Annotated in this window: 8 protein-coding genes and 1 pseudogene; 5 read left to right on the top strand and 4 right to left on the bottom strand. The window is 70.5% G+C overall.

The window, feature by feature from the left end:
* Nucleotides 1-11 precede the first annotated feature (11 nt).
* The 4 genes and pseudogenes from QM789_RS05510 to QM789_RS05495 all read right to left on the bottom strand — a co-directional run.
* Nucleotides 12-941 (bottom strand): annotated as a pseudogene (locus tag QM789_RS05510) (3-hydroxyacyl-CoA dehydrogenase NAD-binding domain-containing protein); the annotation flags it as partial.
* A complete protein-coding gene (locus QM789_RS05505) occupies nt 938-1711 on the bottom strand; it encodes a carnitinyl-CoA dehydratase (RefSeq protein WP_420350962.1) in 774 nt (257 codons plus the stop codon). The gene QM789_RS05505 and the pseudogene QM789_RS05510, both read right to left, overlap by 4 nt.
* Nucleotides 1708-3708: an acetate--CoA ligase family protein gene (locus QM789_RS05500; protein ID WP_420350961.1), complete on the bottom strand. Its 2001-nt coding sequence runs from the start codon at nt 3706-3708 to the stop codon at nt 1708-1710. Before QM789_RS05500 ends, QM789_RS05505 begins: the two co-directional genes overlap by 4 nt.
* 1 nt (nt 3709) lies before the next feature.
* On the bottom strand, nt 3710-4870 hold the full coding sequence (locus QM789_RS05495; RefSeq protein ID WP_420350960.1) for an acyl-CoA dehydrogenase family protein: 1161 nt from the start codon (nt 4868-4870) through the stop codon (nt 3710-3712).
* A gap of 75 nt (nt 4871-4945) precedes the next feature.
* Here QM789_RS05495 and QM789_RS05490 point away from each other — a divergent pair, with 75 nt between their 5' ends.
* From QM789_RS05490 to QM789_RS05470, 5 genes are all read left to right on the top strand, one after another.
* Nucleotides 4946-5962 carry a GlxA family transcriptional regulator gene (locus tag QM789_RS05490; RefSeq protein WP_420350959.1) on the top strand — a complete coding sequence of 339 codons (1017 nt, stop codon included), beginning with the start codon at nt 4946-4948 and terminating at the stop codon, nt 5960-5962.
* Between the two features lie 105 nt (nt 5963-6067).
* The gene (locus QM789_RS05485; protein WP_420350958.1) at nt 6068-6688 is read left to right on the top strand and encodes an ImuA family protein; all 621 of its coding nucleotides are present in this window, start codon (nt 6068-6070) and stop codon (nt 6686-6688) included.
* Nucleotides 6585-8219: a Y-family DNA polymerase gene (locus tag QM789_RS05480; RefSeq protein ID WP_420351151.1), complete on the top strand. Its 1635-nt coding sequence runs from the start codon at nt 6585-6587 to the stop codon at nt 8217-8219. The genes QM789_RS05485 and QM789_RS05480 overlap by 104 nt, the downstream gene beginning before the upstream one ends.
* Nucleotides 8210-8389 carry a hypothetical protein gene (locus QM789_RS05475; RefSeq protein ID WP_420350957.1) on the top strand — a complete coding sequence of 60 codons (180 nt, stop codon included), beginning with the start codon at nt 8210-8212 and terminating at the stop codon, nt 8387-8389. Before QM789_RS05480 ends, QM789_RS05475 begins: the two co-directional genes overlap by 10 nt.
* A complete protein-coding gene (locus QM789_RS05470; protein ID WP_420350956.1) occupies nt 8386-12291 on the top strand; it encodes an error-prone DNA polymerase in 3906 nt (1301 codons plus the stop codon). The genes QM789_RS05475 and QM789_RS05470 overlap by 4 nt, the downstream gene beginning before the upstream one ends.
* The last annotated feature ends 378 nt before the right edge of the window (nt 12292-12669 follow it).

Below are 12669 nucleotides of genomic sequence, written 5' to 3'. Positions count from 1 at the left end.
TCCCCTGTTGTCAGGCTGGTTTCGTGGTTGCGCACCGTGGCGCCCGCGCCGGTGCCGCTGTGGCGCAGCGCGCGGATGAAACCCACGAGAGTGTCGTCCCGCAGCCGTTCGAGCTCGGCGATGCTGCGCCCGCCGGATTGCGCGTCCGACTGTTCGACGATCCGGTTGACCAGCGCCGCGTCCAGTTCCGGCACATCCGTCAGCCGCGACCAGGGCCAGGCGAGCGACGGGCCGAACTGCGCGAGGTAATGCGCGAACCCCGCCTCGCCCCCGGCGATCCGATAGGTTTCGAACAGGCCCATCTGGCCCCAGCGGAGGCCGAAGCCCATGCGGATCGCGTCGTCGATTTCCGCGGTGGTGGCGATGCCGTCGCGGATCATCCACAGCGCCTCGCGCCAGACGGCCTCCTGAAAGCGGTTGCCGATGAAGGCGTCGATCTCCTTGCGCAGGATCAGCGGGTGCATGCCGATCCCGCGCACCCGTTCGGCCGCATGGGCGCTGGCCTCGGGCGTGCCGCTGATTTCGCATAGCGGCAGCAGGTAGACCGGGTTGAACGGATGCACCACCGTCACCGCGACACCCGCCGCCGAAAGCTCGGACGCCTTGAAGCCCGAGGTGGACGACCCGATCGGCGCCGCCGTCGCAGCGGCGATGTCCGCATAGACCCGGTGTTTCAGATCAAGCCGCTCCGACACGCTTTCCTGCACCCAATCGGCGCCCGTGACGGCGCCCGGCAGATCGGTGAAGCTCAGCCGCCCCTTCGGCGGCAGGGGCCGGTCGTATAGCGCGGGGAGCGTGCGGCGGGCGTTTTCCAGCACCGCGTTCAGTTTGCGCGCGGCATCGGGTGCGGGGTCGAACACCGCCACATCCCACCCGTTGAGCACGAACCGCGCGGCCCAGCCGCCGCCGATCAGCCCGCCGCCGATGATCGCCGCCTTCATCGCCCCTTCCACACCGGATCGCGTTTCTCGGCAAAGGCGCGGGCGCCTTCGATCTGATCCTCCGAGCGATACAGACGCTCGACCGTCTCGAACTGGCTTTTGGTGATCCGGTTCATCGCGTCCTGAAACTTCATGTCCTCCGCCTCGCGCACGATTTCCTTGATCGCGGCAAAGACGAGGGGCGGGCCGGCGGCGAGGTCATCGGCCAGCGCCCGGGCGGCGGCCATCAACTCCGTGGCGGGCAGGATCCGGTTGACCACGCCCCAGCGATGCGCTTCCTGCGCGTCGAACCAGCGCCCGGTGAGCAGCATCTCCATCGCGATGTGATAGGGGATGCGTTTCGGCAGCCGGATCGAGGCTGCATCCGCCACCGTGCCCGACCGGATTTCGGGGAGGGCGAATGTCGCGTGATCGGCGGCGAGGATGATGTCCGCGCTCAGCGCGAGCTCGAAGCCGCCGCCGCAGCAGATCCCGTTGACGGCGGCGATGACCGGCTTGTTCAGCCCGCGCAACTCCTGCAATCCGCCAAAGCCGCCCTTGCCATAGTCGCCATCGACCGCATCGCCCGCGGCGGCGGCCTTCAGATCCCATCCCGGGCAGAAGAACTTTTCGCCCGCCGCCGTCATGATCGCCACGCGCAGCGCGGGATCGTCGCGGAATTCGGTGAAGGCTTCGCCCATCACGCGGCTGGTGGCAAGGTCGATGGCATTCGCCTTGGGCCGGTCGAGCGTGACCTCGAACACCGCGCCCCTGCGTTCCGTCCTGATCATTCGGTCCCTCCCATCCGTATCAGCGCATCCGCCGCCACGGCGCGCTCGGGCGTCGCGATCAGCGGGTTGATCTCCACTTCCTCGACCGCCGCCGCATGGGCGGTGACGAACGCCTGCACTGCCATGATGGCGGCGATCACCGCATCAAGCGCAACCCCCGGCTTGCCGCGATAGCCGTTCAGCAGCGGCGCGATCCGCAATTGACCAAGCGCCGCGCGCAGATCTGCCTCCGAAGCGGGCACGATGAGCGAAACCGTATCGCGCAGGAGTTCCGTCAGCACCCCGCCCAGCCCGAGGGTGAGGACGAATCCATGCGCCGGATCCTTCATCACGCCGATCAGCAGTTCGGCGATGCCGCCGGTCACCATCTCCTCGACGAGGAAGCTTTGCGCGGGCATCGTGGCGGCGGCCCGCGCCACGGCGCCTGCGTCGCGCAGGTTGAGCGCCACCGCCCCGGCCTCGGTCTTGTGCGCGATGCCCTCGCCCTTGAGCACGACCGGAAAGCCGATCTCTGCCGCCACTGCCGCCGGGTCCGTGGTGCGCCGCGCGCGCGGCACGGGCAGGCCATGGGCGGCAAGGAGCGCCTTCGCCTCGGCCTCTCCCACCACCCGCGCCGGGCCGCCGGGGAGCGGCAGCAGCGGCGCGGCCCCGCCGGGCGGCGTCGCCGCCGCGCGGATCGCGGCCAGTGCATCGGCCATCCCGCACAGCGGCACGACGCCATCCGCCACCAACCGGCGGCAGGCCGCCTCGGGCAGCCCCTCCGCCATCAGCGAGACGATCGCCATCGGGTGCCCCGTATCGCGGCGCACCTGCGCCACGGCGTCGAGCACCTTGTCCCAGGCGGGGGCGGGCATCTCCGCCCGGGGATAGTCCAGCACGACACAGCCAAGCGCCACATCCGGCCCCAGCATCGCCGCGAAGGTGCGCGCGAGCGCCGGGCCATCGTCCCAGATATAGGTGTTGTAATCCAACGGGTTCGCCAGCGCGACCCTGGGCCCGAGCGCGGCGCGCAGATCGGCCTGTTGCATGGGCCCCAGCGGCGGGAACGCCACCCCCTGCGCGAGGCCGAGATCCGCGATGATCGACGCCTCCCCCCCGGAGCAGGACGCCGACACCACCCGCGCCGAGGCCAGCCCCCCGGTGACATGGGCGATCTTCAGCGCCTCAAGCAGTTCCGTCGGGCTGTCCACCTGCCACAGGCCGAGCCGCGCGAACAGCGCCCGCGCCCCCACATCCGACCCGGCGAGCGAGGCGGTATGCGACACCGCCGCCTGCTGCGCCTGCGCCGAACGGCCGACCTTCAGCACCACCACCGGCTTGCGCAGATCCGCCGCATGGGCCGCCAGCGCGGCGAAGGCGGGCAGGTCCGTCAGCCCCTCGATATGCAGGCCGAGCGCGGTGACGCGCGGGTCATCCAGCATCGCCCGCCCGATGTCGGCCATCGACACCTGCGCCTGATTGCCCGCCGCGATCACGGCGGCAATCGGCAGGCCCCGGCGCTGCATCGTCAGGTTGATCAGCACGTTCGACGACTGCCCGACGATCGCCACCCCGCTTTCCACCGGCACCAGCCCGTGCAGATCGGGCCAGAGCGACACATGGTCGAGCGCATTGACGAAACCGTAGCAGTTCGGCCCCAGAATGCGCATCCGGCCCGCAGCGGCGACAAGCCTTTCCTGCAAGGCCGCGCCATCGGCGAGTTCCACTGACGCCTCGCGGAACCCCGCCGCGAAACACACCGCCCCGCCGCAGCCCATCGCCGACAGCTCCGCCACGACACTCACGGTCAGTTCCCGGTTCACCCCGACGAAGGCCGCATCCGGCACGCCGGGCAGGTCGGCCACCGACCGGAACGCCTCCGCCCGCGTGGGATGCACCGGCCAGATCGGCCCGGTAAAGCCGGTGGCGCGGCATTGCCGGATCACCGCCGCGCACCACGCGCCGCCGCCGATCACCGCGACGGATTTCGGCATGAACAGCCGCTGCAAGGGCTCCATCTCAGGCCCCCAGCGGACGGAAGATTTCGCGGCTGATGATGTGGCGCTGAATCTCCGATGTGCCGTCCCAGATCCGCTCGACCCGGGCATCGCGCCAGAACCGCTCGATCGGCAATTCGTCCATCAGCCCCATCCCGCCGTGGATCTGCAACGCCCGGTCGGTCACGCGCGCGAGCATTTCAGACGCATAGACCTTGGCCGAGGCGATTTCCCGGTTCGCCGGAAGCCCCTGATCCAGCCGCCAGGCGGAGGATAGCGTCAACAGGTCCGCCGCGTCGATTTCCGTGATCATATCGGCGATCTGAAACCCGACGCCCTGAAACTTCGCGATCTGCTGGCCGAACTGCTGCCGCTGCGCCGCGTAATCCACCGCCATGTCGAACACCCGCCGCGCCCGGCCGACGCACATCGTCGCGACGGTGATCCGCGTGGCGTAAAGCCATTCGTTCATCACATCGAACCCGCCATCGACCACGCCCAGCACCTGCGTATCCGGCAGGCGGCAATTGTCGAAATAGAGGATGCAGTTCTTGTAGCCGCGATGCGAGACGGAGGCATAGCCGGGCCGGACCTCGAACCCCGGCGTGCCGCGATCGACCAGAAAACAGGTGATCCGCTTCTTTGGCCCCTTCGGCGTGTCATCCACCCCCGTCGCGACGAAGACGATGAAGAAATCCGCATGTTCCGCGCCCGAAATGAAATGCTTCGAGCCGTTCACCACCCAGTCGCCGCCATCGCGCAGCGCCGTGCATTTCATGCCGCGCACGTCCGACCCGGCATCGGGTTCCGTCATCGCCAGCGCGTCCATCCTTTCACCGCGCACGGCGGGCAGGAGGTAGCGCTCGATCTGCTCGCCCTGACAGGCCATCAGGATGTTCTGCGGCCGGCCAAAGAAATGCGTCAGCGCCATCGACCCGCGCCCCAGTTCCCGTTCCAGCAGCGCGAAATCCACATGGCTCAGCCCCGGCCCGCCCACGCTTTCGGGGAAATTCGCGGCATAGAAGCCAAGGTCGATCACCTTGCGCCTGATCTCCTCGCCCAGTTCGTGCGGCACTTCGCCGGTGCGCTCGACCAGCGCCTCATGCGGGTAGATCTCGTTCTCGACAAAGCTGCGGACGGTGGAGACGATCATCTCCTGTTCCCCGGTCAGTCCGAAATTCATGCTGCATTCCCCTGTGGCTTGCGCTCAGCATGGAACCTGCGCGACAACACCATCATGCAGATCGGGGCGAATATCATGCAGAACCGGAAAATTTCCGACAGGCCGCGTCAGGTGGGCGTGCTGCTGTTCCGCGCGTTTTCCAACCATTGCCTTGCGAATGCGGTCGAGCCTTTGCGCGCGGCGAACATGCTGTCCGGGCGGGCACTTTATGAATGGCAGTATCTGAGCCTTGACGGTGGGCCGGTCACGTCGTCGAGCGGTCTGACCGTGCAGACGGCGGCGATGGCGGCGCAGGCGGGGGCGGATTACCTCTTTGTCATGCCGAGCTATGATTTCCTGTCCCATGCCACGGTCGATTGCGCGCGGGCGCTGCGGGCGGCGCGGCGGCGGTTCGGCACGCTGGTGGGGCTTGATACCGGGGCGTGGCTCTTGGCGGCGGCGGGGTTGCTTTCGGGGCGGCGGGTGACGATCCATTGGGACGAAATCACCCATCTGGCCGAGCGCTTCCCCGATGTGACCGTGGTCGAGGATCGCGTGGTGCATGACGGCGACATCCTGTCCTGCGGCGGCACCACCACGGCCTTTGAACTGATCCTCGACCTGATCGAGGCGCATCACGGCGCGATGCTGCGGCTGGAGGTAGCGGCGCTGTTCATGCACGGCGAGGCCCCGCCGGGCGCGTTCCGCCGCCCGGGGCAGGTGCCGGAGGCGGCGGTCTCGCTGATGCGCCGCACGATCGAGACGCCCTTGCCGATCGGCGAAATCGCCGCGCGGCTGGGCCTGTCGCGCAAGGCGTTCGAACAGCGCTGCCGCGACCGTTTCGGCTTTGGCCCGCGGCAGTTGTACCTCGCGACCCGGCTGCGCGAGGCGAAACGGCTGGTCGAGCAATCCACCATGTCCGTGGCCGAGATCGCCACCCGCTGCGGCTACCGCGATGCCAGCGCGATGACCCGCGCCTTCCGCCGCGAATTCGGCCTTTCGCCGCGTGCCCGGCGGGCGATGGGGGGTGTTCCCCTGGCGGCGATGGACAGCGCGAGAAAAGGGGCGGATGGGAAGACCTGCCATGACACGGACGCGGATGGCGCGTCCTGACGTGGGACATCGCCTGCCTTGGCACCTCTTTTCACTGTGGCGCCGGGACGGGTGAATGCTCTCCATGCCCCGTGTATTCCCTGTTTGTTCTGCTATGCTGGCGTCATGAGTCCGACACCGAATCTCCCCACCCTGCTGCCGGGCCGCGTGCACGAAGCCTGCGGGCCGGGGCGTGTGGCCTTTGCGCTGGCGCAGCTGGGGCAGGGGGGCGATGCGTTGTGGGGGCGGGTGCGCGGGGTGGGCGATGCGCTTTGCCCCGACGGGATGGCCGAATTCTGCTGCCCCACCGATCTGCTGCTGACCGAGGCGGCGACGGAGGTGGACAGCCTCGCCGTGGCCGAGGAGGCGCTGAGGGACGGTTGCCTCGCGCTGGTGGTGGTCGAGATCACCAAGCCCCTGACCCTGCGCGAGGGGCGGCGGCTGCAACTGGCGGCGAAGGCGGGCGGCACCACCGGGCTGTGCCTGATCCCCGAGGGCATGGGCTCGAACGCGGCCGAAACGCGCTGGCACTGCGCGCCGGTATTTGCGGACTCGACTCTGATGCGTTGGGAAATTATCAAGAACAAATCGGGAACTATGGGGGTGTGGCATGTTCGCTGGAACCGGACGGCGCATCGTGTCGATGTGGTTTCCCCGGTTCGCGGCGGACCGGGTTCAGCGGCTGTGGCCGGTGACGGGGCCTTTCGCGCTGAGCCAGCGGCGGGGCAACGCGGACAGCCTTTATGACCTGAACCGTGCGGCGCAGGCGGCGGGGCTGCGCATCGGCATGCCGCTGTCCGAGGCGCGGGCCTTTTGCGCGGCGCTGGTGGTGCGCCCGGCGGATCCGCGCGCCGACCGGCAGATGCAGGAGGCGCTGCGGCGGTGGGCGCTGCGCTATTGCCCCTGGGTGGGCGTCGAGGGGCGCGACGGGCTGGTGCTCGACATCACCGGTTCCGCGCATCTGCTGGGGGGCGAGGAGGCGCTTTGTGCCGATATGGCCGGGCGGCTGGCGCGGGCGGGGTTTTCGGTGCGGATCGGGCTGGCCGATACCCGGGGCGGGGCCTGGGCGCTGGCGCATACCGGGGGCGGGGCGGCGCCGGTGGGGGGGCTCGCGGCGGCGCTGGCCCCGCTGCCGGTCTTTGCGCTGCGGATCGCGCCCGAGGTGGACACCGCGCTGCAACGGCTGGGCCTGCGCCGGATCGGCGATGTGATGGGCGCGGCGCGGGCGCCGCTTGCGCGCCGGTTCGGGCAGGGGCTGCTGGATCAGCTCGACCGCGCCCTGGGCCATTTGCCCGAGGCGGTTTCTCCGGGCGCCGAGCCGCCGCGCCATGCCGTGCGGCTGACCCTGCCCGAACCGATCGGCCTGGTCTCGGACCTGAACGCGGGGCTGCTGCGGCTGCTCGATCGGCTGTGCGCAGGGCTGCGGGCGCAGGAGGTGGGGGCGCGGAGCCTGTGCCTGACCCTGCGCCGGGTGGATCATGCGGCGCTCGACCTGCCCCTGCGGCTGGCGGCGCCGATGCGCGACCCGGCCCGGATCGCGCCGCTTTTTGCGCGCGGGGTGGAGGGGGTCGACGCGGGTTTCGGCATTGATCAGCTGCGGCTGGAGGCGGTGGTGGTCGAGCCGATGCCGCCGGTGCAGATCGGCGGGCAGGCGGCGCGCGCCGAGCGGATCGACGCGCTGATCACCCGGATCGGCACGCGGATCGGGCTGGACAACATCCACCGTTTCGCGCCGCGTGACAGCCACATCCCCGAAAAGGGCTTTGCCCGCGTGTCCGCGACAAGGGGCCACCTGCCGCAACGATCGTTTGCCCATTTGCCCGCCACCCCGGGTTATGCCCGCGTGTCCGATCGGGACGACCAACCGCCCGGCGGTTCCGCCCCCAAGGCGCCGGGGGCCGCTCCGCTTGCCGGGGCTGCCGTCCCCCCCGGGCCCGGGGGCGTGGGCGCCATGCCTGTCTCTGCCTGCTCATCCGGCGCCGTGCCGGTTCCCCCGGGCCCTGTCGCCAGCGGGGTGCCATCGCCCCGGGGGCCCCCGGGCCGGGGGGCCCCCCGGTTCCGGTTTTCGGCGGCGCTGCTCAACGTGGCGCGAAAGCATCCCCTGTGCCCGGTGCCGGATCGGCTGCCCCAGCCCGGCCTGCCATCAGGGCGCCCGGTGCCGCGCCGGTGCCGGTCTGGCCGCGGCGGGCGCACCGGCCCCTTGTCCTGTTTCCGCCCGAACGGGTGGAGGTCACCGGCCACCCGCCGCGCAGCCTGCGCTGGCGGCGGATGTGGCTGACCACGGGGCGCGCGACCGGGCCGGAGCGGATCGCGCCCGAGTGGTGGCAGCCGCCCGACCCCTATGGCCTGCGCGACTACTGGCGGATCGACACGATACAGGGCCGCCGGTTGTGGCTGTTCTTCACGCCGCAGGATCCGCGCTGGTTCGTGCAGGGGGAATTCGCGTGACGGGCTATGCGGAACTGGGGGTGACGACGAATTTCACCTTCCTGACGGGCGCCTCGCACCCCGAGGAACTGGTGCTGCGGGCGGCGGAACTGGGCCTGCGCGCCATCGCCATCACCGACCGCAATTCGCTCGCCGGGGTGGTGCGGGCGTGGTCGGCGCTGAAGACCCTGCGGGAGGAGGCCGGGTGGTTCCAGCGTCATTCCGGGGTGGATGGGGCGGATGGGGACGGCCGGACCTCGCCGGACCTTGTGCCCGCCATGGCAGCGCCTGCCTGCCCTTTGTCCGCCCGCCCTTCGTCGGGGGGGCCGGGCGCGCCGGGCACTGTGTTCACCGGGCCGGTCGCGGAAACATTGGGCCCCCGTCCTTCGGGCCCCGGCACCCTGCCGAAGCTCATCGTGGGGGCGCGGATCGTGCTGCGCGATACCGATGTCGAATGGCTGGCGCTGCCGATCGACAAGCCCGCCTATCAGCGCCTGTCGCAGCTTCTGACGCTGGGCAAGCGGCGGGCGGAGAAGGGGGGGTGCGATCTCGACCTGAGCGATCTGGCCGGCGCGGCGCAGGGAATGATCCTGATCGCGCTGCCGCCCCGGGGGGCGGAGGGCGTCCACAAGGGCGCCGGGTGGATGGACGGCGGGGGCGGCCCCGGCGATGCGGCGCCCCGCGAAGGAGCGGGGGCTGATACCCGCAGGGACGCCGGGGACGGGCCTGCGGAGGTCCGAGCGGATGCGGATGGCGGAGATGACGGCGCGGGTGCAGAGGGTCGTGTCTGCGCAGAGGTCCGCGCGGGCGCGGGAAGTGGCGCGGGGGAGATCCGCACCGGTGCCCCCGAGGGCGAAGGCGCTCCTGCGGGGGATGCCCGCATTGACGCCCGCGCGGGGGATGTCATCGCCCGGATGCAGCGGCGGTTTCCGGGGCAGGTGTTTACCGGCGCGGTGCCGCGCTATGACGGCACGGATCAGGCATGGTTCGCCGCCTGCGCGGGCCTTGCGCTTTGGGCTTCGGCGCCGATGGTCGCGGTGGGGGATGTGCTGATGCACCGCGCCGCGCGCCGCCCGCTGGCCGATGTGCTGACCTGCCTGCGCGAGGGGCTGACCATCGACCGGATCGGCACCCGCGCGCTGCGCAATGCGGAACACCGGCTGAAGGGCCGGGCCGACATGGCGCGGCTGTTTCGCGCCTACCCGGCCGCGCTGCGCCGCACGGTGGAGATCGCCGACCGGATCAGCTTTGACCTCAGCGATCTGAGCTATGACTACCCGAAGGAGGGCGGCGCGCCGCAGGACCGGCTGGAGCGGCTGGCGCGGGAGGGGATCGCCGCGCGCTGCCCGCAGGGCGTGCCGGAGCGGTATCGCGACCTGCTGGCCAAGGAACTGGCGGTGGTGGGCGAGCTGAACTACGCGCCCTATTTCCTGACGGTGCGCGACATCGTGGCCGAGGCGCGGGCGCGCGGCATCCTGTGCCAGGGGCGCGGCTCGGCGGGGAATTCGATCATCTGCTGGGCGCTCGGCATCACCGATGTGGACCCGGACATGATCGGCATGGTGTTCGAGCGTTTCATCTCCCGCCACCGCGGCGAGCCGCCCGACATCGACGTGGATTTCGAGCATGAGCGGCGCGAGGAGATCTTTCAGTGGATCTATGAGAAATACGGCCGCGAACGCGCGGGGCTCTGCGCGACGGTGATCCATTTCCGCTCCCGCGCCGCGATCCGCGAGGTGGGCAAGGTCATGGGGCTGTCGGCGGATGTGACCTCGGTGCTGGCGGGGCAGGTCTGGGGGATCTCGAACGGGGGTGTGGAGCCCGAACGGCTGCGCGAGGCCGGGCTGAACCCCGACGATCCGCGCCTGTGCCTGACGATCCGGCTGATCGGCGAGATCATCGGCTTTCCGCGCCACCTGAGCCAGCATGTCGGCGGCTTCGTCATCACCGACGGGCGGCTCGATGCGCTGTGCCCGATCGGGAATGCGGCGATGGCGGCGCGGACCTGTATCGAATGGGACAAGGACGACATCGACGCGCTGCGGATCCTGAAGATCGACATCCTGTCGCTGGGCATGCTGACCTGCATCCGCAAGGCGTTCGACCTGATCGCGCGGCACGAGGGTCCGGCGCTGCGCATCGCCACGGTGCCGCAAGATGACGCCCCCACCTATGACATGCTGTGCCGCGCCGATGCGGTGGGGGTGTTTCAGGTCGAAAGCCGGGCGCAGATGAACTTCCTGCCCCGGATGAAGCCGCGCAGCTTCTACGACCTGGTGATCGAGGTGGCGATCGTCCGCCCCGGCCCGATTCAGGGCGGCATGGTCAAGCCCTATATCCGCCGCCGCCAGGGGCTGGACTTCCCCGAACCCTTCGGCCCCGCGCTGGAGGCGATCACGCGCAAGACCCTCGGCGTGCCGCTGTTTCAGGAACAGGCGTTGCAGATCGCCGTGGTCGGCGCGGGCTATTCGGCGGAGGAGGCGGACAAGCTGCGCCGCTCGCTCGCGTCCTTCCGGCGGATGGGGACGATCGGGCTACAGCGCGAGCGCTTCATCACCGGCATGACCGGGCGCGGCTACAGCCCCGACATCGCCGCGCAATGTTTCGCCCAGATCGAGGGGTTCGCCGATTACGGCTTCCCCGAAAGCCATGCCGCGGCCTTCGCGCTGCTGACCTATGTTTCCGCCTGGCTGAAGCGGCATCACCCGGCGATCTTCACCTGCGCGCTGCTGAACAGCCAGCCGATGGGGTTTTACGCCCCCGCGCAGCTGGTGCGGGATCTGCGCGACCATGGGGTAGAGGTGCGCCCGGTCTGCGTGAACCATTCGGGCTGGGACAACGGGCTGGAACGGCGCGGGGATGGGCGGCTCGCGCTGCGGCTGGGGTTCCGGCAGGTCAGGGGCTTTCGCGAACAGGATGCCGATTGGATCGTGGCGGCGCGCGGCAATGGTTACCCCGATCCCGAAAGCCTGTGGCTGCGCGCCGGGATCGCGCCCGCCGTGCTGGAGCGTCTGGCCGAGGCGGATGCCTTCGCGGGGCAGGGGCTGACCCGGCGCGATGCGCTTTGGGCGGTGCGGGCGATCCGGGCGCCCGCGCCCTTGCCGCTGTTCTCGGACCCGCTGGATGGCGAGGGGCTGCGCGAACCCCGTGTATCGCTGCCCGCGATGCACCTGGGTGAGGAGGTGGTCGAGGATTACATCGCCACCCGCCTGACGCTGCGCGCCCATCCGATGGAACTCCTGCGCCCCGGGCTGGGGCCGGTGGTGCCGCATGACCGGCTGGCCACGGCTGCGCCGGAGGGGGTGAAGGACGGGCTGGCCATCGCCGCGCGGGGGCGGATGCGCGACCGGTTGGCCATGGTCGCGCCGGAGGGGGTGGCATCGGTTCCGCCGGGGCGAGTGGTGGGACATGACCGGTTTGCCACGATTCCGCCGGAGCGGGGGGTGGTGCAGGACCGGCTGGCCTTGGCCCCGCCGGAGGGGGTGCACGACCGGCTGGCATCGGTTCCGCCGGGGCGGCAGGACCGGCTGACCGCGACCCCGCCGGGGCGGGTGGCGGTGGCGGGGCTGGTCATCACCCGGCAGCGGCCGGGCACCGCCTCGGGCGTGGTGTTCCTGACGCTGGAGGACGAGACCGGTGTGTCGAACATCGTCGTCTGGCCGAAGGTCTATGCGCGCTTCCGCCGCGAGGTGATGGGCGGTCGGCTTCTGCGCGTGACCGGGCGGCTGCAACAAGAAGGCCGGGTCGTCCATGTGATCGCCGAGCGGATCGAGGATCTGTCGGAGCGGCTTTCGGCGCTCGGGCACCCGCTGGGCGCGATGGTGGGCGAAACCGCCCCACAGGCCGACGCCGCGCCCCGCCCCTCCGCCCGCCACCCCCGCGAACAGGCCAAACACCTGTTCCCGAGCCGGGATTTCCACTGATCATCGCCGCAGCCGGAGCGCTCACGGATGACCCCCACGCGCGCCATACGGGGGACACCCGGAAGACGACCAGCATCCGCGACCACCGATGGCCCCGCGCGCATGCCATACGGGGATTTGGAGATACTTCACCGGGTTATCGTCCATGGCCCCCAAGTGCGCGCCGCCATTACAGTAACCGGCCCCGCGCTCTCAGACGGGACGATCGGGCAGAAGGCCCCTCCGCGCGCGTAGCGCGGGTGGCCCGGTTTTCAGAATGCCCGCCATCGCGAAGCTGCGTGCGCGCGGTATCGGTTGCCGCCTTCGCCGCCTCGGCGTGCTTCTTGGCCCCGATGCGCGCTGACTGGATCGGCGGCCTCTCCTGCCATTCCCCGTTCG

Origin of the sequence: Paenirhodobacter sp. (assembly GCF_047600745.1) — a bacterium.
Classification (GTDB): Bacteria; Pseudomonadota; Alphaproteobacteria; order Rhodobacterales; family Rhodobacteraceae; genus Rhodobacter.
This window is presented reverse-complemented; position numbering and strand designations above follow the sequence as displayed.